The organism is Bradyrhizobium sp. SZCCHNR1002 (assembly GCF_032381435.1).
In the GTDB taxonomy this organism is placed as follows: domain Bacteria; phylum Pseudomonadota; class Alphaproteobacteria; order Rhizobiales; family Xanthobacteraceae; genus Bradyrhizobium; species Bradyrhizobium aeschynomenes.
This window is the reverse complement of sequence record NZ_JAUHIS010000005.1, coordinates 293,570-315,418: the sequence shown is the minus strand read 5'-3', so window position 1 is coordinate 315,418 and position 21,849 is coordinate 293,570. Positions and strand designations below refer to the sequence as shown.

General features: G+C 63.8%; 19 protein-coding genes and 2 CRISPR repeat arrays. Of the genes, 1 reads left to right on the top strand and 18 read right to left on the bottom strand.

Features of this window, described 5'->3' with window-relative positions; translation table 11 throughout:
• Positions 1-123: 123 nt before the first annotated feature.
• From cmr6 to QX108_RS24005, 14 genes are all read right to left on the bottom strand, one after another.
• Entirely contained in the window at positions 124-945 is an 822-nt protein-coding gene (gene cmr6, locus QX108_RS24070) for a type III-B CRISPR module RAMP protein Cmr6 (protein ID WP_315783325.1), read from the bottom strand.
• On the bottom strand, positions 938-1,351 hold the full coding sequence (locus QX108_RS24065) for a type III-B CRISPR module-associated protein Cmr5 (protein ID WP_315783323.1): 414 nt from the start codon (positions 1,349-1,351) through the stop codon (positions 938-940). Before QX108_RS24065 ends, cmr6 begins: the two co-directional genes overlap by 8 nt.
• Positions 1,348-2,256, bottom strand: coding sequence for a type III-B CRISPR module RAMP protein Cmr4 (gene cmr4, locus QX108_RS24060; protein WP_315783320.1), 909 nt, complete (start codon positions 2,254-2,256; stop codon positions 1,348-1,350). The genes QX108_RS24065 and cmr4 overlap by 4 nt, the downstream gene beginning before the upstream one ends.
• Positions 2,253-3,470 carry a type III-B CRISPR module-associated Cmr3 family protein gene (locus tag QX108_RS24055; protein WP_315783318.1) on the bottom strand — a complete coding sequence of 406 codons (1,218 nt, stop codon included), beginning with the start codon at positions 3,468-3,470 and terminating at the stop codon, positions 2,253-2,255. The genes cmr4 and QX108_RS24055 overlap by 4 nt, the downstream gene beginning before the upstream one ends.
• Complete coding sequence (cas10, locus tag QX108_RS24050; protein ID WP_315783316.1) at positions 3,467-6,754, bottom strand: type III-B CRISPR-associated protein Cas10/Cmr2; 3,288 nt, start codon at positions 6,752-6,754, stop codon at positions 3,467-3,469. Before cas10 ends, QX108_RS24055 begins: the two co-directional genes overlap by 4 nt.
• A 5-nt stretch (positions 6,755-6,759) precedes the next feature.
• Positions 6,760-7,953 carry an RAMP superfamily CRISPR-associated protein gene (locus QX108_RS24045; protein WP_315783314.1) on the bottom strand — a complete coding sequence of 398 codons (1,194 nt, stop codon included), beginning with the start codon at positions 7,951-7,953 and terminating at the stop codon, positions 6,760-6,762.
• 8 nt (positions 7,954-7,961) lie between these two features.
• Positions 7,962-10,055 carry an AAA family ATPase gene (locus QX108_RS24040; RefSeq protein ID WP_315783312.1) on the bottom strand — a complete coding sequence of 698 codons (2,094 nt, stop codon included), beginning with the start codon at positions 10,053-10,055 and terminating at the stop codon, positions 7,962-7,964.
• A complete protein-coding gene (locus QX108_RS24035; protein WP_315783310.1) occupies positions 10,052-10,759 on the bottom strand; it encodes a hypothetical protein in 708 nt (235 codons plus the stop codon). Before QX108_RS24035 ends, QX108_RS24040 begins: the two co-directional genes overlap by 4 nt.
• On the bottom strand, positions 10,756-12,546 hold the full coding sequence (locus QX108_RS24030) for an SIR2 family NAD-dependent protein deacylase (protein WP_315783309.1): 1,791 nt from the start codon (positions 12,544-12,546) through the stop codon (positions 10,756-10,758). Before QX108_RS24030 ends, QX108_RS24035 begins: the two co-directional genes overlap by 4 nt.
• 614 nt (positions 12,547-13,160) lie before the next feature.
• The gene (locus QX108_RS24025) at positions 13,161-13,328 is read right to left on the bottom strand and encodes a hypothetical protein (protein WP_315783307.1); all 168 of its coding nucleotides are present in this window, start codon (positions 13,326-13,328) and stop codon (positions 13,161-13,163) included.
• Positions 13,329-13,995: 667 nt separating this feature from the next.
• A CRISPR array of direct repeats spans positions 13,996-14,919; the repeat unit is 37 nt; unit sequence GTTTCATTCCCCATGAGATCGGGGCTCAGTCCAAGAC.
• 115 nt (positions 14,920-15,034) lie between these two features.
• Positions 15,035-15,364 (bottom strand): CRISPR-associated endonuclease Cas2, encoded by a 330-nt coding sequence (gene cas2, locus QX108_RS24020; RefSeq protein ID WP_315783305.1) that lies wholly within the window; start codon positions 15,362-15,364, stop codon positions 15,035-15,037.
• On the bottom strand, positions 15,361-16,374 hold the full coding sequence (gene cas1 / locus QX108_RS24015; RefSeq protein ID WP_315783303.1) for a CRISPR-associated endonuclease Cas1: 1,014 nt from the start codon (positions 16,372-16,374) through the stop codon (positions 15,361-15,363). Before cas1 ends, cas2 (QX108_RS24020) begins: the two co-directional genes overlap by 4 nt.
• Positions 16,375-16,379: 5 nt before the next feature.
• Positions 16,380-16,664: a CRISPR-associated endonuclease Cas2 gene (gene cas2 / locus QX108_RS24010; protein WP_315783301.1), complete on the bottom strand. Its 285-nt coding sequence runs from the start codon at positions 16,662-16,664 to the stop codon at positions 16,380-16,382.
• A gap of 253 nt (positions 16,665-16,917) precedes the next feature.
• Positions 16,918-17,299: direct repeats of the CRISPR family, unit length 37 nt; unit sequence GTTTCATTCCCCATGAGATCGGGGCTCTGTCGAAGAC.
• Between the two features lie 148 nt (positions 17,300-17,447).
• Entirely contained in the window at positions 17,448-18,239 is a 792-nt protein-coding gene (locus QX108_RS24005; RefSeq protein WP_315783299.1) for a TM1812 family CRISPR-associated protein, read from the bottom strand.
• Here QX108_RS24005 and QX108_RS24000 point away from each other — a divergent pair.
• Complete coding sequence (locus QX108_RS24000) at positions 18,202-18,630, top strand: hypothetical protein (protein WP_315783297.1); 429 nt, start codon at positions 18,202-18,204, stop codon at positions 18,628-18,630. The genes QX108_RS24005 and QX108_RS24000 overlap by 38 nt on opposite strands.
• Positions 18,631-18,795: 165 nt before the next feature.
• On the opposite strand, the gene QX108_RS23995 is transcribed toward QX108_RS24000, so the two are convergent.
• The 4 genes from QX108_RS23995 to trbF are packed head-to-tail and all read right to left on the bottom strand — an operon-like array spanning position 18,796 to position 21,848.
• The gene (locus QX108_RS23995) at positions 18,796-19,017 is read right to left on the bottom strand and encodes a DUF2274 domain-containing protein (protein ID WP_315783295.1); all 222 of its coding nucleotides are present in this window, start codon (positions 19,015-19,017) and stop codon (positions 18,796-18,798) included.
• Positions 19,018-19,021: 4 nt separating this feature from the next.
• Positions 19,022-20,224: a TrbI/VirB10 family protein gene (locus tag QX108_RS23990; RefSeq protein WP_315783293.1), complete on the bottom strand. Its 1,203-nt coding sequence runs from the start codon at positions 20,222-20,224 to the stop codon at positions 19,022-19,024.
• A complete protein-coding gene (gene trbG, locus QX108_RS23985; RefSeq protein WP_315783291.1) occupies positions 20,221-21,168 on the bottom strand; it encodes a P-type conjugative transfer protein TrbG in 948 nt (315 codons plus the stop codon). The genes QX108_RS23990 and trbG overlap by 4 nt, the downstream gene beginning before the upstream one ends.
• Entirely contained in the window at positions 21,165-21,848 is a 684-nt protein-coding gene (gene trbF, locus QX108_RS23980; RefSeq protein ID WP_315783567.1) for a conjugal transfer protein TrbF, read from the bottom strand. The genes trbG and trbF overlap by 4 nt, the downstream gene beginning before the upstream one ends.
• Position 21,849 lies beyond the last annotated feature (1 nt).

Below are 21,849 nucleotides of genomic sequence, written 5' to 3'. Positions count from 1 at the left end.
ATGCTTCTGCAAACGCCGGCGGTCCACGGCTTCACCGCTCCTATCGCGCGCTGGTCACGAGAGACTGCGCCACACGAGCCCCATCGGCCCGCTTTTGCCCGTCCGTCACCCTACCAAACGCAGTCATCCCCCGATCACTCCCGCTCCGTAGCCAGCCGCCGTCTTGGCGCCGATCCCGATCCATTCGAGGCCGAGACGCAGCAAACGCTCCGCCGTCTCCAGATCGGCCTGCTGCCGCGCCAGATAGGAGAATACGAAACGCGCCCCTTCATCGACTGCAACGAAGAAGACGGGGACCGGGCTTTCGGTCTCCGTCGGCTCACTGCCGCCCTGCTGATAGTAACGGGGATGATGGCAGTTGATGACGTCGACGCACAGACCCGGCGGGCGCTTCGGGATGGCCTCGAAAAACGAGAGCGCGCCCCGGAAGCCGGGCCGTGAGGAGCTGATCTCTGCAGGACCAAACAGGCGCTCGGTCTCGCTCTCGGACATCCCTTCGAGCCCCGCCGCCGCGCGACAGAGACCCTTGATGCTCGAGCCGGGAATGACGGGCAGCCCCGTGGTCCGGTGGAAGGTGAAGCCGTTCTCGGTGGGATGGTCGGCTCCCGTCCCGGTCACGAAACGCCAGCTGAATTGACACTCGACGGTTCCGAGCCTGATCTCCGGTTGCTTGGCAAGCTGCTCCAGAGCACGAATGTGGCGCGCGAGTTGTTCGTTCAGGTATTCCGGTTGCGCTTTGACACGATCGTTGAACATCTTGACGAACGCTTCGAGCGGCTTACGCAATTCGCTCCGCTCGCCCGAGGGCGTCCAGATCGGAAGGTAGCGATCCCATATGAGCCCGGCATTGGGCGGAGACGAGTCCGCAGGGCCCGCAGCCTGCCGCATCACCTGCGTGCGGGTTGCTTCGCCGCCGGGAACGTAGGCCAGCAGTCGTTCAGCCATGATGCTCTCGCTTTTCGCCATGGAGCGCGACGGCATAGAGCTTGATCTGATCGAACAGCAGGATCGCCTCATGCTGCGCCGCCGCGTATTCCGCCCGGGATGCTGTCGAACATGCACCGAGCAGTCTGGTCCGATCTGTCTGGCCCGTCGGCGCGCGGAGCGTTCTCTTTGGCGCCGCTTCCAGCAGCCACCTTGCGAGAACGTCCACCAACGGCATGCTGTGGTCCCGGCCCTCGTTCATCAGCGTCGCCAGCGTCACCAGAAGGCCCTGGCTTCGGATCTGCACCGGAAGCGACTTCACTCGCGTGGTTGCTTCGCCGCGCCACCTTGGCGACCATTGCTGCACGTCATCGAAGCAGAAGCGCGCCCGTAGCGCAGACATGCTGCGGTTGTCTGCGATGCTCATGACGCGCCTCCGCCGCCACGGCGCATCGTACACAGGCACAGGCCGTGTCCGACCGTTTCGTTGCCACCGATCTGGATGACATTGAATGCCTCTGCCGCGCTGTCGAGGCGCGATAGGCGGACATCCGAGTTGGCATTGCGTTTCTCGCCAATGAACGAGACAAACAGGCAGTCAGAGGGCAGATACTCTTCGTACCAAAGATTGCCGACGCCGCCCGTCGTCGTCTTTTTTTCGTTCAAGCTGATCCGCGCCTGTACGGGAACGGCGGTCGTCATCAACGCAGTGAAGTCTTCGTCAGGAATAACCACGAGCCCGTTCTGGAGCCGCTGCGCCGTCAAAGCTTCTGCGGTCGGCAGAAGCGACGCAAGCGCGGCAGCGAGGGTCTTGGCCTCCGGCGAATGCACCACTTCCGCGGCCTCATAGATGAGATCATCGAGCACCAGGATGCCGCCTTCCAAGCTCTGGTCTGCGACCAGCGCCCGCTTCACCTGATGCAAGGGCAGTTCGGGAACGGCCAACAGGTTCTCACCTCCCATGGCGCGGAGATCGCGCGCGAGGCGCTCGATGATCAACGGGCAGGTGACGTGTAGAAATGGGCGGCTCAGCGAGCGCGCCGGCCATGCCAGCAGCCGCGCCTCGGTCAGCGCCAGACGTCCAGCCTGCGTCTCGTCGGCGTCGGTCGCGCCAATCGCCGAACCGAACAGCACGTCTGTATCCTTGCCGAGCGCCTTGTCGCAATGGTCGCGCAGGACGCCTTTGATGCCCGTGGCCGGCAGCACCGGAAAACCGGTCACGACGTCGCGCGCGATGGGCAGATCCACTGCGCCCGTGGTCTGGCCGGTGCCGTAATGAGTGGGGGAAAGTGTGTAGACGCCTAACAGGGCGCAGTCGCTCCAGACCGTCATCGTGGCTCCCTCCCAATAGTCGAAGCCGGCCGGGGACCGAGCCCGGCGAGGATATGCCCAAAGCCCATTGCCGCCTCATTGTCCGGCCCGAACGGGTGACAATCATGCAAAGCAAAGAGAGCCGCGCGCCGCGCCTCTGGCGTGCCGCCCCGAAGACGAATGGCCCATGCGCTGCCGGCTGGCACATAGAGCCGATTTGGCCGTGCGCGACCGGTCACGTATTCAAGTCCGCCAAGTGGAAAGGGCCGGCCGGTGAATGCCGCGATGACCGTCATCGTCACACCGCCCGGCAGGGGATCGCGCGCTTCAGGCCTGTGGTTGTCCTTCAGCGCCACCGGCGTCGCGGCGATCAGCCAGAAGCTGGCGCCATCCTCGATCGCTGTCGGCAGGTGGTCGCCACGCATGACGTGGACCCAGTCCGGATGCAGCCGCTCGACCGGCCGGAAGGTCGCCAACCGGCCACGGCGTCCGACATGTCCGATGCCGTGTCTCAAGGCGCGGGGATCGATGCGGGCCGGAAGAGTCCCGGCGAGATGTCCGTACAGACCGCCGCCCGCTTCGAACCTCAGCGCTTCGGCGAAGTACAGCAGCCCATGGCGGGCCGTCGACCTGCCGGTGTCGATGGCGAGACCAGGCTGGAATTCGTCGCGTACGAACGGCGGCTTTGCGGGCCGCCATTGGTCGTCGTCCCATGTCTTGAGGCCCTCGTCGTCTGAAGTCGACAGAGCTGCACGAAGATTGGCTGGCCCTACCCATCCGTCGAGGATCTCGCCTCCCGCCTGCTCCGGCCTGCCGAGCCACGTCGCCTCTTCACCGAGATCGCTCAGCGCGGCATGATCCGACTCGATGCAGCGCATCGGCAGCACCCGGGCGTTCCGGCGCAAGAGGAAGCGGGGCGCGGGAATCCACGGCTCGATGACGTCATCCCGGCGCTCCCTGCCCGGCACGCGTCGCGCCGGATACGGCCCCTTGATCTGCCATCCGGGAGGAAGCTCCGACGAGGTCCCCACCAGCGCTTCGATCTCGGACCTGACCGGTGCGCCGAGGTCGAGCGGCGGCTCGGCCGCGTGCAGAAGACGCGTCCGGATCATCGCCTGGAAAGCGAAGGGCGACGGCGGAAACTGCGATCGCACGCGATGCGCCTCGCCGGCCACGAAGGAGCGAGGCGGCGCGAACACCAGCGGCTCCGCCGGCTCGATGAGAAAGTCGCTCATGCCTCCTGCTCCTCCTCGGCGGCATCGCGTGCCAGTTCGCGACACAGCAGAAGACCGTCGGTGTAGCGCTCCTCGGCGTCCCCTTCGCTGTCGCGCCCATGCAGTTCGATGCCCTCTCGCCAGAGTGCAAGCGCAGCCTCTTGAACGTCTTTCGGACCCTCGTCGATCGACGCGCGAAACAGCCCTTCGATCAGCCGTGTCCGCCGCTCGGCCTGATGCGCGGCGTCACCGCCAGCTTCCACGATCCGCTCCAGCCCGCAGCGCAGTGACTCCGCGACGAGCCTGAGCTTATAGGGCAGGCGCCCCGGGAGCGTCCCATCGCGAAAACCCCGCGTGACCGTACCGATCAGATCATGCGCGGGTGGCCGATCGGCTGGGGTCCACCGGAGCGCGAACAGCGTCTTCTCGCCGCCGCGCGAACCATGACCGATCCCGACCCGGGACCGGCCTGACGATTTGGCGAACTTCAACAGACTGTGCGAACGCTGGAGTTGGACTGAAAGCGGCGTCTTGTAATGGCCAATCGAGATGCCGGCCGAAAGGCTGACGCCGCTTCCGAGCATCGGCAAGAGGTCTCCCGTGAGCTCCATCTTGGGCTTGGCCACGTCGCCCCGATGCGGATCGCAGACATGCGGTTCAACACGCTGCTCGCTCCAGCCGAGGCGAATCGAGCCATCCTCGCCGCTTTCCCCGGGCATCGGAATTCGGAAGCGCGTTCGGGCCTTGTCCTGATCGTAGTGTCCATCCCAGTCCCGGCGTCGCCAAGTCCAGGGATCTTCATGCGGGTCGGTATCGACGATCCAGGCGGCGCTGAACAACTGCTGAAGTCGCGCGGCCAGATCGACGGCCTCATCCGCAGGTGCAATGCAGAGCACATCATCACCGCCGGCGTAGACCAGCCGGCCCGAGAATTCGCGTTCGACGACCCATGGTACGATCCGATGACTGAAATGGCCGAGCGCGCGGCTGATGAAGGCATGCAGAGCCGGTCCGGTGAGGCGCTTGCAATCCAGCAGGTCGGTCCAGCCTGCGCCGCGCAGATAGGCGTTCTTTGCCGGATCCATCAAGCGCCGGATCACTTCTGGATGCAGGACGTCGCGCCATCTGGCCGCGATGCTGTCGGCGGAGCCGAGCAGCAGCTCGCCCATGTTGTCGCCATCGAGGCGGATGACCGCGATGCGCTTGTTGGGCTTGCCCTCATTCGCGTCGCTCGTGGCCTTGCGCAACCGCTCGACCGCCGCCTTCAATTCGCGATAGCCGCTCGTAGCCAGCTTGCGCGCCTCGCGCGCGCGCTTCTTGGCATCTGCCGTTTCCGGAAACAGCACGTCCTGGGCTTCGTACTCCAGGAACTCCCGGATGATGGCACCGCGACCATTGATGAGGGCCGCGAGTTGCGGCAAGGCGCGGGGAAAGCTGGTCTGTGGCAGGCCCGCCGCGCGGCAGGCGCGCACCACATTGCCGATCTCGGCCTCATAGCGGCCACTCGTCACGATATCGGCGATATAGCGCTGTGCCGCGATCGTCGCCGTCGACGGAAACGGAACACGAAATGCGTTGTCGCGGTCGCGGGCCTCCCCTGGATTGGTGGGTCCCGACCACAACCGGTTGAACAAGGCCTCGTCGTCCGCTTTGACAAGGAAACGCTTGACGGAGCACACCGCACACAGGCGCTCGGAGCCGGTCTCGTCCGGATCGAGCTTGGGATTGCTCCACAATTTTCGGGTCCCATGCCGGCGTGACCCGAGCCTGTCGCCCGCGCCGTCGTCGTCGTGCAAGGCCTCGCGCATGCCGCACAAGGTGCATTTCTCGCCGGGTTCGTCATCGACAAAGGGCGTCGGATCGCTCGCCAGTCGCAACGCGTGACGGATGCGGAGCTGGTGGTGCGTCAACGCATAGTCGAAGCCGCGCTCCATTTGCAGAAAGTCGAGACGACTTCTCGCAAAGACGGTGCGAGCAAGCTCGTAGTGAGCCCATGTCTCCACCGGCATCCATGGAGCAAGCCGACGTCGCCGCTGCTCGATCGCCCTCTGATCGTCTGACGAGGTCGGCGCCGGCTTGCTGCTCGCCGGCAGAGCACGGTCGCTCAGCGACGCCGGATCATCGATGCGCTCCATCGGGGACCAGGGAACTGCGACCCAGGTGACATGGATCGGACAGCGTGCGTGCTGACGTTTCCAGATCCTGCGCCAGGACATACCGGGGAGTCTGACCGTCGAGGCGAGCCATTCCTCCACCACATCGGCCAGTTGGCGCCAGCGGTTCGCGACTGCGGCCTTTGCCTCTTCGGCAAGCGCCTCGATCGTGATCAGGTGCCCTGCGCCTCCGCGCGGCACCAGGGCCACGAAGGCCTGCGGCAAGACCGCAGCAAAGGTTGCGGGATTCAGATCGCGGGGCAGCGCTTCGGGAAAGGCATCGAACAGCCAGCTATCTGCACGGGGATTGGCGCATAGATCGGGGTAGACGATGCAGTCGGGTCCATACCGCGTGACGACGGTCTGCATCGCGTGCCAAACGAGATCGGACAGAATGTAGGACGAGATCCACAGATCGCGCGAGGTGCGCGACTGGCCGATGAACTGGCTGACGGGTCCAAGTGCGATCCGCAGCATCCAGGGCGCGCGCTCGCCTTCGTCTCCGACGGCTTCATCGAGCTTGTGATGTCGCAGGAAGGCAAGCGCCGTCGTGATCTTCAGATGATCCCAGATCGAGTGATCGGGACATCGGCTATCGGCGGGCATTTCCAGCCAGAGTGGATCGCTTGGCCTGTCCTGCTCCGGCCGGGCCAGCTCATCGCGGAAACGGCGCCAGAGAGTCACGAACCCACGCTGCAACATGTCAGTCCGGGTCCAATCGGGAATGGTGGCAGCAAGCTGTTCCACGACGGCGGTCTCTTCCTCGAACAGATCGCGCGGCTGTCCGTCTTCGTCCTCGAACGGATCTGCCGACTCGGCAGACGCCCTGTCCAGAGGCAGCTCCATGCGAAAGTTTGGGGACAATGGGTGAGTGATGACAGGAGCCTTCGGCCACCGCACCGCGCCGAGCCCACCGACGCCGGGCTGGCGAGGGACATAGAGCAAGGGGCGGTCGGCCCCCGCGGCGGCCCAATCCGCTGCCCTGAAATAGGGACGCCATTTGCGGCCTTCGTTATGGCGCTGAAAGGCATCGAACAGGTTCTGCGCGACCTTGGTATGCCGTCCCGTCCTGGGCGTGCCTGCAAACGGCTTGGCCGGCGGATCGTGAAAGAACTGGATCAATTTCTGCTGCCAGAAGGCGAAATCGTCCATCGCGCTCACCGCCTCACGGAAGGAAGGGAATCGAAGAAGGCGTCCATCGCGTTCCGGGACGGCTCCAGCAGTGCACGACGGGTTCCGCGCACGATTGCGCGCGGTGTCACGCCGGGCACGGCGCCGTCCATGCGGACGTAGTGCGGATGAAGCTGCTTGCCGATCGCTGCGAGCCGCAGCAGCAGCAAACTGCCGTGCCGTTCCAGCGGCATCTGCCCCTCGCCGCCCTGCGGGAGCAGCTGAGCCGTTTCCCGCGGAATCGACGAGTATCGAAAAGTGAGCGGCAAACCGAACGTTGCACGCTCGGGAGCGGCGGACAGCAGGCTTCCCCCCTGTCCCGTCTTCGCCAACAGATGATCCTTCACACTCTGGTAGTCCGGCGCGCGTCGCAGCCGGAATTTCTGCATGAAGCCGCCAATGCCCGCGAGAGCTTGCGCCCAATCCGTCTGCGAGATGTCGAGCAGAGCATGGCGAAAGCTCGGGCCCAAATGGGGATGTTGCGGAGACTGACCGGCGTGGTCAGGCTGCTCCCACGGACCGAACCACTCCCTGATGGTCGCAAGCCCGCGATCCAACCTCGCACGCGCGTCCTGCACGCTCGCCGCCTCGGACACCAGCGGCAATCGATCTAGCTCCAGCCAGTCGCCTCCTGCATCGGACCAGTTCCGCAAGGCGAGGCTGCCGAAGCCGCGTCGCGACCGGCTGCCGGCGCCGCCGAAATGCGCCAGCAGCCAGACCGCCGCGGCAAGCCGCCGCTGCATCTGCACGTGTTCGTTGTCGCTCGCGCCCTGCGCGTGCCGCAACAGGCAGCGGAGCTCGAACCGATGCCCCGTCGCTATGGCCCTGCGTCCGCCGTCCTTCATCTGGAAGGGGAAACCGAGATAGACGAGACCGTTGCGCGTGTCCCGCCCCTGCCCCTGCTTGAAACGATCCGCCCGGAAACTGCCCCATTCGACCAGTTGTGGAGGCCTCCTGGACGTGATCCGCAGCAGGACTGCGCCCTGGCCTTCTCCCTCGCCGATACCGCCGAACAGCCGAGGCTCCCAGCTCCGGAAAGCGGGATCGGCGGCCCGATACCAGAAGCGCAGCAGACCGCGAAACGAGGGCGGCCTGAGCTCGGCGCGCGATTGATCGGCTCCGCCGAGAAACAACGGCGTCAGAACCTCGAACTCCGCAGTCAATGACCGAGCTGCCGGCATGCCCCGCCTCACAATTCTGCCAATGCGTTACGAATGTCATCGATCGGCGGCCGCGCGTTGGCCTCGACCTCGCAAACCTCGTAGGTCGGCCCCGTTTGTTGCGACCAGCCGGAAAACCGAACGAGCCGCATGCTGCAGCCGTGTGGCGGCGCCAGCAGATCGAGCAGATGATTGGAGAGATCCTCGTGATGGCTCGAGATGAAAACCTGGCGCTTGTTCCGCTCACCCTCTCCGTAGGCCAACTGTCGCCACAGCAGAGCTTCACGCGTCAGGTTGGAAAGATCATAGGCCGTGGTCACGTCATCGAGCAGAATGACGCGATAGGGGAGCAATGTGGACACTGCGAGATTCTGGGCAACGAGCAACGACACTGCGGCTTGCGCGCGCTGGCCGGTCGAAAGATGCTCCAACCCTCGCCCATCCGCGGTCCGGATGCGATAGGCACGGCGAAGCTGACCGCCCAGATCCCTTTCGTCGGCAACCAGTCCAATCGGCAAGATACCGTCGACCAGACAGAAACGTCTGAGGATCTGATGGAAGCGAACCCGGAGACCCTCCATGATCGACTGACTGGGGCCGGTCAAGCGAGTCAGCACCGCCGCACATCTGTCGATGGCATCACCCGCGGCACTGACGGAGTCCCGCGCGCGCTGCCTGTGGCCCGCCAGTTCTAAGTGGTCACTATAGCGGCGGCGAGTTTCCCAAGCAGAGATGAACCTCCGAAGCGGCTGTTCAATCTGGCGTTCCAGGTCGCGCAGGCGGGCGAGTCTGTCGGACATGCGACTGCGGTCGATCCGCGCAGTAAGAACAGCTTCTTCCTTCTGCAGATCCGCTCGCTCGCGAAGTACAGCAATTCGATTGCGCAAGAACGCATCCAGCAGCTCAACACACTTGGCGGCCTCGTCGATCGACACGCTGGCAAACTGCGTCCGAACATCCTGCATCTCGGAGATGTCTGCCGCCAGCGCTCGGCCCCACCCTTGCGCATTCAGCACCAGAGAGCGGAAAATGCCGAGCGCATCGGGAAGAGCCGGGTCATCGGATGCGAACCGCCTGACGTCTTCATCGAGAGTTGGAAATCTGCTGCGGATGGATTCAAGCCGGGCTTGGACACCCTCAAGCTCGGCCAGCAGTTGCTCCGTCTCCTCGGTCGAACCCCTGGCTTCGCGCTCTGCTGTCACAATCGCTTTCTGCAGGCTGTCTCTTATGAGAGATGCAAATTCGTCCTGCAGGCGGCCGTGATCCGCCGCATTCATCTGCCCACGGACCTTTGCGACGACGTTGCGTGCAAACTCGTGGAGCCAACGATCGTCGATCGTGAAATCCGGCGCATCAGGAACCGTCGGCCAATCCTGGATCCGCAGGTTCTCTGCTTTGCGCAACAACGCCCCGAGTTCGCGCCAAGCGGCGGCGAGTTCCCGATCGATGTCCTCGATCGGTCTTCCCTTCCAGTCATCGCCATAGATCTCGGATTGCAACTCGTCGTCCAGACGGCGCTTGAGCGACGGGAGTATGCGGTCCTGCGCGATCATGATCTCGACGGGAAACGGCTCCAGCACGTCGCGAATCGTCCGTCCGCTCGCGGCCTGGTCAAACAGACCCGCGACCCGGTCCTGGAAGAAGGCGGTCAGGCGCGCTTCTAGCTCGCGGCCGGAAAGACCGTCCGCCTCGTTCCTCAGACGCGACGCCAGCGCGCCGCCGGACCTCGTGAGGCCCCCCATTTGGTCGCGCTCGGCGAGCCCGGGGAGCGGCAGCGCCCCCTGGTGATCGTGTCCCCAACCGAGATCGAGCACCTTTTTGCTTTCGTCCGACATGGCGATATCGCAAGACAGACGACAGGCGCCCGGTGAGCTCACACCGTCAGCGTTCGTCGGCTGTGAAAGAAGCGCTGAGACGGGATCGATCTCAGGCTGGTGCCAGCCGCTCAGAAGAAGCAGGAGGGCCTCCAGGAAGCTCGTCTTGCCGTATCCATTCGGACCAGAAATCAGCACCACATCCGCGTCGGTGTCGATCACATGCCGAGACTTGAAACCGCGAAAATTCTCAATGGCCAGCGACCGGACACGCGAAACAACGGCATTCCCTGGTCCAGTCGCGCTCAATTTCCTCGTCCCCCGACGGCCAAAGCGCGCGCATCGCTCACGATCCTGTCAGTCCACTCCGTGAGAACGTTTTGCTTCTCCAATTCCGATAATTGTTCAGGAGAACGGTCGTAGCGATCGCTCGAAGCCCTGATGAATTGGGCGCACAGCGATGCAAACTCGGCTGCCAACGATCGATGTTCGCCGGCAGAATTCCGCTGGTCCAGGGCCCAGGCCTCAAGCTCTGCGAGATACGACGAAAGGCTGCGAGCCTCCTCCGCTTGCGGCAGCTCTTCCAGATCAGGATCGAGCAATTCGACCAGAAGATCCTCGGCCGACTTTCGCGTTTCTTCGACGTAGAGAATGAAATCGCCGCGGTGCCAATCCTGATCGCTGGACCAGCTTCCCACATCGCGAATGAGCTTGTCATGATGATCGTCGTTCGAAAGGACGCACATCACTGGATAGACCATCCCGAACTCCTGGATGGTTTGGCGGAGACGGCTCAGATAGCGATACAGCGCTGTCTTTGCCGAGAATTGCTCGGCGATGCTCCAGTGAGCGCCCGTGACCGGCGTCAGATGGACGGCAATTGCGACGTTGCTGAGATAGACACCGAAACGACGCCAAGGACGGCGCGACACCGGTATGCTGTCGTTCGGCTCCGCCCCGACGCGGCAAAACTTCGCAAGCCTTTCATTCGACTGGGCAGCGGATCCTGTCACGCGGCTGCCCCCGATCTGTAGAGCACCCTGAGGCGGGCTTTGCGATCGGGCCGTACCTCGGCGAAGCAATTCTTCAAAACGGCTTGCGTGTGTTCAGGTCGCACCGCGGAGCGCACGAGGTCATTTGCCGCAATGGCGACCCAGGTCCCAACCCGCAACACCGGCAGTCGACCACCCCGCCCAGGGTTCAACCGGCGCCAAGCTCCTCGCGTTGAGAATCCTCTTGCGGATGGGATGACGATCAAACGCAACAGTCGGGTCGCAGTCTCGTCGTCCCTCTTCGAGATCAACTCGTGCATCCCGTTCTCGGAAATCAGGTGAACGACACAGCCATCATCGTCTCCGACGAAGCCCTTCAAGCCGAACGGAGACGGGGCGTTGTGTTGCAGCCCGATCGTTGACAGCATCAAGAGCACGACGCCGATCAGGAGTGAATCTTCGCGCAGAGGAAGATACCAGTCGTTCGGCAGCGGCTGCGACGGATGACAGATCGCCCAGAGGTTGCGGTAAAGAGGAAGAGGAAAGCCACCGTCTTCCACGGTCGGTGTCAAAAGCGGACGCAGGGCGATGAAACCGGAACGCCCCTGTTGCGACGACGGTGGCTGATCCGCGCCGATGTCGGATGGCTCGGAGGCAGTCGATAGGTGGCGCTTCAAATGATCGAGCCAGAGCCGAAAATGCGGCGTATTCTCCCGCAGCCATTGGGCGAGCGCCTGGTCTGGCGAGAGCTCCTTCGACATCAGCATCTCGAACACGCGACAGAACAGAGCGTGCATCATGCTGCCAGCCGGAAGCGACTTTCCTTCTGCCGGCGTGATGGTGTTCTCACGGATGTGCGTGGCATGATCGAAAGGGGTCGCATTCGGGATGTGCGCGTCCACGAAGGCGCGCATGATCTGCTCCTGATAGAAGGTCAGCGGACCGTACACATGAATAAAGGGAGCATTGGTGTGCTCCATGATCTCTTCGGAGCGCACGCTCGCTGTCGCGGTGGAGAATTCATCGATCAACGCCAGCGCTGTGTGCCGAACCTGAGGCTCCTCGCTTCCGAAGCCGGAAAAGAACAGGTTTCGGGTGCGCAACCTGTCCTGCAACAGGTCGCGAGCCCATCCCTCTCGACGGAAAGTCTGGAGTTGGCGCTCGGTCAGCACGATCCGATCCGCAGCGGCTTCCCACGCCGAATGCGTCGACGGAGAACGATTCATCTCGGCCAGCGTACGCGCCCCCGCATAGGCCGCAGCACATCCATTGATCTTGTAGATGAGAAGATGGCCTGGAATGGCATGCCGGCGCGCATTGTACCGGTATTCGTCGAGGCCACGGACCACCGCCCAGGGCTCTTTATCGCCTTTGTCGAGCGCGAGGCTTTGGCTGAAGGCGTTTTCGATGCAGCAGTCGTAGTTCGTCGTAACGACCTCTCCGATCAGGCCTTCTCGCGCCAGGTAGACGAGGTAACGGTGCTGTGGCTCCGGCATCAACTCGGCGTATTGGTGGATCCGTATGGCCTCGCACACCTTGCGAAGCCCTGCCAGCGCGCTGCATTGTTCGGCAAGCCGGGCGAGCCCCTCGGCAGGAGCGCTCTCCGATAGAGAACGCTTCAATTCGGTCAGTTGCTCGGGCATCAGATCCGGAGTCGAGGTCCAGCCATTCGGATGACAGGCACCGTAAGTGAACCCCGCGCCGACGAACGGCACGACGCAACGGTCAACGATGCGCACGGCCAATCGGTCGATCGGGGTCGAGCCAACTTTTGCAACTGCAGCTCTTGTCACCGCGGCGCCTCGCATGCCTCAGCTTCTTGCCTCCGCTGTGCAAGACCAAAGCTATGTCCGGATGAAAACGGTGACGGGCACGCCGGCAACCGAGTGAAATAAGCGACGGACGTCATCACAATCAGCTTCGATGCCAATATTGCGGTGGCGAGTTCACAACAACTAGATCAACGCAGCGGCGTTGCCGCAGCGAACGCTTGAAAAAATGCCCGGCGTTCTACGTCTCGCCGCGACGACAGATACGTCCCCGCACTCACGACCGGCACCCAGTTCGTACGACCGGCAGCGCCGCGACGGAAAGAGCGAGACAGCACCTTGCCCGCTCTGATTGTGCAGAGTTCCAGCGTCGCCGCAAGAGGCTGCGTTGACTATTCGGAACGATTTTCGAGGCGGGGGGAGTGCGAAGGAATCAGTAGGGCCGCCAGCACGTAGTCTAAGATAAAGATCGCGAACAGCTCGCCAGTCGCAGCCGACTTGATCCTCTTTACATTTGGCTATGCCGGAGACGGAGCATCACCTCCGGACCGCGAAGGGCTTTGTCTCATTCCCCTTTCGTCTCATTCCCCTTGAGATCGGGGCTCAGTCCGAGACCGAGAGCGAGGATGATGAACGGCGAAATTCAGATCGCTTCATTGCCCCTTGCGATAGGGCTCGGCGTGCCGGGCCACCGCTGCAAGCACGAAGGTCGTCCCGATCCGGTGGATCAGCTCGGAGGCGCCGATGTTCTGCCGCAGCTTGTTGGTGGCGAACACGAAGTCCTGGTTGCCCCCGGTTTCGATCAAGACCAGCCGTGCCATCTCCGCGCCCCACGTCTCCTCAACTTACCGTCAGTTCAGATGATCGAGCCCTGCGGTGCGCGGCTCAACGACGACAAGGTTGTCGCGCGCAGCCGCTGCCATGCATCGGGGGAGGCCGCACGATGAACGGCTGCGTTGGCGCGCAGATGATATGCGAGTAGACCGGTCGCACCGGCGGCCTGGATAGGAAAGCGATCGACGTCATCACAATCGATTCAATGCTAATATTGCAGTTACGAAGCTACGCAGAACGTCACGACATCAGGCAGCGGCGTGGCCGCCGCAGAAAACAGTCTCGGAAAAATGAGCTGGAGCGACGCCGGTCGCCCGGCCCGCGCCACGACAACGCATCTGCCTCCCTGCCGGCCGCGCCCACGCAGGGACTAACACTCCTGCAATCGAACGCGACCGAATGAGCGAGGCAGCCCCTTGCTCGTTCTGATTGTGCAGAGTTCCGGCGCGGCTGCAAGAGGCAGCATAGCCACTCACAGACGATTTTCAGGCAAACGAGGACGAGCAAACCGTCGGCCGGCCGAGTGACCGGTCGAGGTCTTGCCAGAACGCAGCACCTATCCTAGCCGCGAACGCTACTGCCGCCGCTAACGGTGCGTTGGTTCTCATCAGATCGGGGTCAGTCAAGCTCGCGAGCGCGAGGAAGGCGCTGGAGGTTTCATTCCCCATTAGACCGGGGCTCAGTCCAAGACCTAGCGCCGCCGCTGCCAGCGCGGAGCCGGTGGTTTCATTTCCCATGAGATCGGGGCTCAATCCAAGACGCCATGACCGAGAAGCATTCACCGCTGCGTTTCATTCCCCATGAGATCGAGGCTCACTCCAAGACCAGGTCGGTCAACTACCATGCGGACTATGTCCGGTTTCATTCCCCATAAGATCGGGGCTCAGTCCAAGACACCATCCCGAGATGTCCGCGTGGGACTTCTTGTTTCATTCCCCATGAGATCGAGGCTCAGTCCAAGACCGGAGGGAGCAAACTCTTCGTATACCAGGGTGGTTTCATTCCCCATGAGATCGGGGCTCAGTCCAAGACCCAGCGGGCCCCGTCGGCCCAGACGGCCGAGGGTTTCATTCCCCATGAGATCGGGGCTCAGTCCAAGACCGATCCTCATCAAGGGCTAGGCCAAGGCCAACGTTTCATTCCCCATGAGATCGGGGCTCAGTCCAAGACGCCAATTGGGTGCAGGAGCGTCAGCTTCAGTGTTTCATTCCCCATGAGATCGGGGCTCAGTCCAAGACCAAACTAGCCGAAGAGATCAAGGGTTTTCGTTTCATTCCCCATGAGATCGGGGCTCAGTCCAAGACTTCGGGATCGTCGCTGAGGTCCCCGCCGTGGTGTTTCATTCCCCATGAGATCGGGGCTCAGTCCAAGACCTATGATCAAGAACATCACGATTGCTGTTATTGTTTCATTCCCCATGAGATCGGGGCTCAGTCCAAGACGTCACGGCGGCGATGGTGAGGATCGAAACCACGTTTCATTCCCCATGAGATCGGGGCTCAGTCCAAGACGGTCGTGCGCCAGTCGATGCGCAACATCGCGTTTCATTCCCCATGAGATCGGGGCTCAGTCCAAGACTCCTCACCCTCGAATTCTGCCGCATTCCCAAGCTGTTGCAAGGGTCGATTCCAAGAAATAATTTCGCCGCGGACTTGACATGAAAAAGCCTGACTTCGTTCTGGTTTTGAACCCTTCAGACTTGACCACCCGACATCTTGAGGCGAGCGGCGAGATTGGCCGCGGCGGCGCCGAGCACGGCCGCCGCGTCATCCTGCGGGAGCCGGCCGAACCAGCCACCCCTGGGCGCATCGGGGATCAGGTAGATCCGCAGATCGTCGGCGGCCGGATCGATCAGCTTGCGCAATCGCGCCATGAGCTGCGCGCGCGCCGGCTCGGTCAGGTCGGCCGCGAACACCGAATATTGCTGGCGATGGCCGCATTCGGTCAATGCCCGCGCGACGCGGGCAAGGCGCCGCGGGCTGCGCACGTCATAGGCGATGAGATGCGTCCGGCGGCCGTTCAAAACGGCGGCTCGGATGCGGCCGCACCCGGTTGCGGCAGCAGGCCGGCGACTGGGCGCGTGGCGAGCCGCGCCAGCAAGCGCGCCGACAGATCGGCGGCGGTGCGGTCGAGGGTCTCGCGCACGGCCGCAGCGCAGCTTTCCTCGAACGCGGTGTAGTAGGTCCGGCGGCCGCTCTTTCCGAGCATGCAGCCGGCGGCGCCGCGACCGGAAAAATCCTCCGGCCGCAACGCGGCTTCGGCAAACAGGCGGTGAACGAAACGGTCGACCACGGGACGGGCCGGCTCGACAAGATCGCAGGCGAGGCTTTCGCGCTCGCCGGCGAGGTCGTGATAGATGCCGAGCATCGGATCGAAGCCGTGACGGGCCGCGATGCGCAGCGCTTCGCCATGGGCCAGCGCATAGCCGAGCGAGAGACAGACATTCACCGGATCGCGGGGCGGTCTGCGGTTGCGGCCGCTGAAATCGAGCGCGGGAGCGAAGGCGGTTGCGAAGGCTGCGAAGAAGCTGCGCGCCGCGGCGCCCTCGCGTCCGCGCAGCACGTCGATCGCGGGCGTCGCGGCGGGGTCGGTGGCGAGCGCTGCGGCCTCCGCCATGCGCTGGCGCGCTCCGGCAAGCTCGCGCGCCGCGCCGGCGCCGGCCGACTCGAGCTCGGCCAGCAGCCGCATGCCGCCCTCGATCTTGTCGCGCACCAGGGGACGCGCCAGCTCGAGCCGTCCGGCGGCATCGAGCAGCAGATCGTATTGAGCGAGCCGGGTCGCGCGGTCGGGGCGCGTCGACAGCAGCGCGGTGGCGCTGCCGCCCTTGCCGATGCGATCGAGCACGAGGCCGATGCCGCGCTCCGCGAGCCTGGTCAGCAGACGCGTCGTCAGATGCGCCACGCCGGAGACGACCAGCCGCTCCACGAGCTGGAGCGGCAAGGTGCCCTTGCGCTCGCCGCCGACCCGCACCACCAGGCGGTCGCCGTCGACATCCACTTCCGCGCCACGCTGATCGATGTGCACAGTGGTCATGGCGATCACCCGATATAGTGCAGCTGCGGATCGAGCGTGACGCGCGGCGTGCCCAGCGATTCGATCCGCGCGCGCGGATCGAGCACCAGCAGCAGCAGCCGGTCCTCGTCGGCGTCGAGCAGCGCCGTCAGCCGCCGCCACATCTCGCGCCGCTCGGCCGGCGTGAAGCGGCATTCGTGAAACGAGAGCTGGGCGTCGACACCGAAGCCGCGCACCGCCTCGAGCGCACGCGCCCGGCGCCGGTCGCAGACGATGTCATAGGCGAGCAGGACGAGATCACGCTGGGGCATGCCGCCAATCTGGCGTCAGGCCAGCCGCGCCGCCAGCACGACAACGTTGTGAGACAGAGCGGCCGGCGCAGCGGGGGCGTGCACGACGTACGCTGATCGCAAGCCGAAGCCGCCCCTTGCGTATCGACAACGCCTTCACCGATCCGCGCAGACGCTGTCAAAACCGGGGCGGCGCCTTGCGCCCGCTCAATCCCCTCAAGCTCGGGGTTTGGTCCGAAACCGCCGACGAGATCGCCAGCCTCAAGGCGCAGCTGGTTCATTCCCCTTGAGACCGGGGTTCAGTCGAACACCAGGAGGCAGCATTGAGCGTCGAAAGTCAGGTTTCATTCCCCATGAGATCGGGGCTCTGTCGAAGACCAATCCAGCGCTAGGGCAAGATTAACGCAAGAGTTTCATTCCCCATGAGATCGGGCCTCTGTCGAAGACGAACCAACTTCAGCAGATGATCGCGGAACGCAAGTTTCATTCCCCATGAGATCGGGGCTCTGTCGAAGACCTACCTCGCCCTGTTCATCCGCCACGGCTACCGGTTTCATTCCCCATGAGATCGGGGCTCTGTCGAAGACGCGGACAGCCTGTGACCGTGCAGGTGCGGTACGTTTCATTCCCCATGAGATCGGGGCTCTGTCGAAGACTCCTCACCCTCAAATTGTGCCGCACTTCCAATCTGTTGCAAGGGCCGATTCCAAGAAATAGTTTCGCCATGGGCTTGACACGAAAAAGATCCCTTTTGTTCATTTTTTGTTCTCTATTTTTGCGTCGCTGGTGACGGCCCACTGCCCTTCATTCCGGCACGTCGTCAAACAACGTCTCGAACAGGCTGACCAGAAAGCCGCGCATATGCGCCTCATCAGCCATCGCGGCGCGGATTGCAGCGTCCTGTTCGGCTGACGCGTGGGCGAAGGCATTGCGGATCTCCTTGAGGTCATGAAAGGCCGTGACCCAGGCGACGACCTCGGCATCTCCGCGGCGCGCGGCCCGGGTCCGCCATTCCGACGATGCCTTGCCGAGCCTGGACTGAAACGACGAACGCTTGTCGTCATCGACCAGATCCTGCTCCGAATAGCGGCCATCCTTCGCCATCTCCTGGCTGACCACGGCCTCCAGGCCGAGAATGGCGGCGCGCACGTAATCCCCCGCATCGAGATAGATACGGGCGAGGCGATGCTGCCGGGCGGCCAGGGTCGGTCCCCTGACCCAGCTCAGCCGGCGGCGCAGATGCGGCTGAAACAGTCCTATCACCGGATCCGGCCGCTCTCCCACCGTCCTCAGCACGTCGCGAATCTGCATCTCGATGCCGTCGAGACGCAGGATGCGCTCGCGATAGGCCGCGCGATCGATGCGTTCGGCGCCCGCGCGATCACCGGGCGCCAGCAGGTCGGCCAGGCTGCGCAAGTCTCCCGACGCATCGAACGCCGCCAGCCCGCGGATCCAGCGGGAGATCGCGATCAGGCCATCGAGCCGGATCACCGGCGCGGCGGCGCGGTTGCGGCCGAGCTCACGGGCGCCGTACCAGATCCCCTCGATCCTGGCCTCCTTGATCGCCTCGACGACGAGGGCGGCGAACAGCGCCATCAGCGGCGAGCGCTCCAATCTCGGTCCCTGGCAACAGGGCTTCCGCGCCTGCTGGTCGCAGCGCCACTCGCTGCGGCGGGTGTATGTGCTGCCGTCACACGACACCAAGGATCAGCTCGCGCAGTTCAAGGAGTTCATGCAGGTGTTGCTCCCTGGGCTGTCGATCGAGCCGGTCCCGGACAAGAGCGGCGAGCTTTATCAGCATAGCGTCCGGCCCAAAGATACTCCCGAAAGCCGCGATTACGAAGACTACGACTACGTAGCCGGAGCATCGAGCGCGCAATCGAGGCGACTCGCGCCGCATTCCCGAAGATCGAGCTGCGCAATATCTGGATCGATGTCCCCCCTGGACGAAAGCCGCTTTCTGTCGCCGCCGCGGTCAAGACATTGAACGAGGACGTCATGGCGCTCTACGTCACCAACCAGGGCGACGTGAAGGTCTACGACGCGGTCGTACAGCTCGCGAAGTCGGCGCCGGAAGATGACCTGTTCGGCTGATGCAGGGCTTCGGTTCGAAGAAGCTCGCCTTCGATCGCACACGGTTTTGGGCGGAGGGCTAAATCTGTCGCTTCGACTTCGCGAAGACGCGATCCGAGGCCATGAATTGTTTCACCATCACCACGATCAGGCGCGGCAGATCGGGACCGGGTTGATCTGCTCCTTTCGACAAGATCGCCGCGTAGGCCTGCAGGTCACGATGGACGCTCGCGGGTAGCTCCACCGTCAGCTTGACAAGCTTGTCGTCTGGAACCGCTGATATCTTCAGCTTCGTCGCCATTGCATTATCCCCGATAAGGCTCGAGCACGAGATCGCGATTGACCATCACCCGCACCGGAAATCCCGGCCGGATCGTCAATGTCGGCTCGATGTTCATCTGCTGGCGCACGAGCTGCTGCCCTGTCTGGCTCATCGCGTTGCCAAAACCTTGCCGCAGCGCCTGAACGAGGGCCCCATTGTTGGCATTGCCATTGGCTCCCGCATTCACCTCGCTGCCAACGGACAGCAGTGTCGACAGCAGAGCGGACCCGATCAGCTGTTTCCAATGATTGTCGACCTCATCCTCGAGGCCGGAATAGCCACCGGAATCCGCTCCTTGCTGCCGCTCCAGGACGATCGAGCGGCCATTCGGCAGGATCAGCCGTGTCCAGACCAGAAGCACACGCGACTGGCCGGTCGCCACCTGGCTGTCATACGCTCCGATCAGCCGAGCTCCTTGAGGAATGAGCAGTAACCGACCTGTCGGCGTATCGAACACATTCTCTGTCACCTGGGCCGTGATTTGACCGGGCAGATCCGAGCGGATTCCCGTGATAAGGGCGCCCGGAATGACCGTGCCAGCCTGCACGACGTAAGGTGACGCCGGCCGCGTGATGCGATCAGGGCTCGTGGTGCGCCGATCCACCGGTCCATTCACGAAGGCGAGCTTTCGGTCCTGGCCGTTCTGCGCGAAGGCGTCGTCCGTGGCCGGCGGCACCCCTCCAAGCCCGCCGCCCTGAGCCACATTTGGTGAAGGCTGCGTTGCCGTCGTCGTGGTCGTCGCAAACAACCGGCTGACGCGCGCGGCCTCCTGCTCCTGTTCGCGGCGCTGCTGGTCCTGGTCTTGACTTGAACCAGGCATTTGGCCTTGGGCGGCAAGGATTGGCCGTCCGAGATCGCCGGGCAACGGCGGCCCGAGCACCGGAACATCTTTGGCAACCTGCGTGTAGTCACGCGGCAGGCTGGAGACGCCGTCCGCGACCTCGCGATGCCCCGAACTGGCGAGCTCGGATTGGGCCGCCGGCTTGCGCGCGCCAGGGCTTTGCAGCGCCCACAGGACTGCGCCTGCTATCAGCGAGAGCGCCACGGCGCTGCCGCTAGCCAGCATCTTGCGCGACAACCGGGTGATCCGTGGCGGCTCACCGCCGAGGCGGAAGGGCGCCGTAGGATCGGCATCCCGCTTCGGATCGTTCGGCCGTGCGCTCGTGCCTTTGTCCTCCGCGCTCATGGCCGGACCTGTCCGTCGGTGCGAATGATCCGCACGGTCTGCTGCGGCTCGCCGCCCAGGCGCAGCTCGGCTGCCGCGAACAGCCGGTCCACGATCAAGACGTTGCCATAAGCTCGATAGTTGACGATCTCCGGCTTGCCGTCGGAGCCGGTCACGAACAACGGCGGCATCTCGCCTTGAACGATGCCGGGAGAGAATTCGACATAGACCTTGCGGCCGTCGTCATAGGCGGTCACTGGCCGCCACGGCGGATCATCGCCCTCGATGCGATAGCGGAAGCGGCGCTGCGCGGGGTCTGGCAGGACGGGCTTCAGGGTCACGAGCGCCGCCCGCGCAGCAGGCGTCTCCGGATAGTACCAAGCCACGGCCGGCATATAAGGCTTCTCGCGAGCGCGCAGCTCGATCAGATAGGTGCGGCGGTCGGTGTTGACGACGAGATTGGTCTCGATACCTGCGCGCGTCGGCTTGACCAGAATGTGCACGCGACGCGTGTCGCCCGCGCCGCTCTCGGTATCGCCGACCACCCACCGCACGGTGTCGCCGGCCGCGATCGGGCCTGATCCCGTGAGCTGTTCACCCTGCTCGAGCGCGATATCGGTAATTTGTCCTGGCGCTGCGTAGACCTGATAGATCGCGCCTGGACTGTAGGCATAGATCTGCGCCGCGTTGTAATAGCCCCTCTTGCGCGGCTCGACGCGGGCCGCACCATTGGCCGCTTCGATCCGATCGACAGGATCTCCCTCCTCCTTCGCTCCAGCCTTGCCACCAAAGGCCACCTTCCATGGCGGCGGCACATGGAGTGCCCGCGGCGTGTCATCAACGGCCACCGGCGCGGCAGGCAATGGTGGCACCTCGGCGTCATAGCGGATCTCCGGCGGCTTCGACGTGGCGCAGCCGCTCAGCAAGAGCGAAAGCGCCGTCACAGTGAGGATGCGGCCATTCATTGCGACAGCTCCTTCGACCAGCTGATGGCGTAGACATAAACGCCGAGAGGGTTCTTGCGTAGCCGGTCGGCGTCGTCAGGCATCGCGAGCACGATGGTGAGAATGGCGGTCCAGCGTTCGGTCGCACTCAGCGCGCCATTGTCGTAGTGCCGCTCGATCCAGGCCACGCGAAAGCTCTCGGACGAGGCCCGGATGACGCTGGAAACCTCCACCGAGACCTGTGCTTTGCCGAGCCTCGCGAACGGATCATTCGTCCGGGCGTAGTCATTGAGCGCGGCTGCTCCGCGATCGCTCGTGAAGTCGTAGGCGCGCAGCCAGCTCTGGCGGAGCACGATGGGATCGGCGGGGAGGCTTCTCACGTCCTCGATGAAGCGCGCGAGATGATAGGCGATCTGCGGATCGGTCGGTTGATACTCCGCAATCGCGGGGGCCACCCGCTGGACGTCGCCGAGATGGCCGACCTCCACCACCCAGGGCGTCACACTGCCCCGTGCCGATTGCCAGACGAGGGCCGCGGCCAGGCCGCTCGCCAGCATCAGGCACCCGAACGCCATCAGCCGCCAGTTCCTGGCTTGCATACGCGCCGAGCCGATGCGCTCATCCCAGACCTGCGCAGCCTTCTGATACGGCGTGACCGGTTGCGGCGTGCGGCCATAATGGACAGCGGGACGTTTGAACATC

Coding starts and splice junctions, on each gene's coding strand:
- cas10 (WP_315783316.1), bottom strand. CDS start 6,754: ATGGACGATTTCGCCTTCTGGCAGCAGAAATTGATCCAGTTCTTTCAC.
- cmr4 (WP_315783320.1), bottom strand. CDS start 2,256: ATGACGGTCTGGAGCGACTGCGCCCTGTTAGGCGTCTACACACTTTCC.
- QX108_RS23990 (WP_315783293.1), bottom strand. CDS start 20,224: ATGAGCGCGGAGGACAAAGGCACGAGCGCACGGCCGAACGATCCGAAG.
- QX108_RS24045 (WP_315783314.1), bottom strand. CDS start 7,953: ATGCCGGCAGCTCGGTCATTGACTGCGGAGTTCGAGGTTCTGACGCCG.
- QX108_RS24065 (WP_315783323.1), bottom strand. CDS start 1,351: ATGAGCATCGCAGACAACCGCAGCATGTCTGCGCTACGGGCGCGCTTC.
- cmr6 (WP_315783325.1), bottom strand. CDS start 945: ATGGCTGAACGACTGCTGGCCTACGTTCCCGGCGGCGAAGCAACCCGC.
- cas2 (WP_315783301.1), bottom strand. CDS start 16,664: ATGCCCCAGCGTGATCTCGTCCTGCTCGCCTATGACATCGTCTGCGAC.
- QX108_RS23995 (WP_315783295.1), bottom strand. CDS start 19,017: ATGGCGACGAAGCTGAAGATATCAGCGGTTCCAGACGACAAGCTTGTC.
- QX108_RS24025 (WP_315783307.1), bottom strand. CDS start 13,328: ATGGCACGGCTGGTCTTGATCGAAACCGGGGGCAACCAGGACTTCGTG.
- QX108_RS24005 (WP_315783299.1), bottom strand. CDS start 18,239: ATGGCGCTGTTCGCCGCCCTCGTCGTCGAGGCGATCAAGGAGGCCAGG.
- trbF (WP_315783567.1), bottom strand. CDS start 21,848: ATGTTCAAACGTCCCGCTGTCCATTATGGCCGCACGCCGCAACCGGTC.
- trbG (WP_315783291.1), bottom strand. CDS start 21,168: ATGAATGGCCGCATCCTCACTGTGACGGCGCTTTCGCTCTTGCTGAGC.
- cas1 (WP_315783303.1), bottom strand. CDS start 16,374: ATGACCACTGTGCACATCGATCAGCGTGGCGCGGAAGTGGATGTCGAC.
- QX108_RS24030 (WP_315783309.1), bottom strand. CDS start 12,546: ATGCGAGGCGCCGCGGTGACAAGAGCTGCAGTTGCAAAAGTTGGCTCG.
- QX108_RS24055 (WP_315783318.1), bottom strand. CDS start 3,470: ATGAGCGACTTTCTCATCGAGCCGGCGGAGCCGCTGGTGTTCGCGCCG.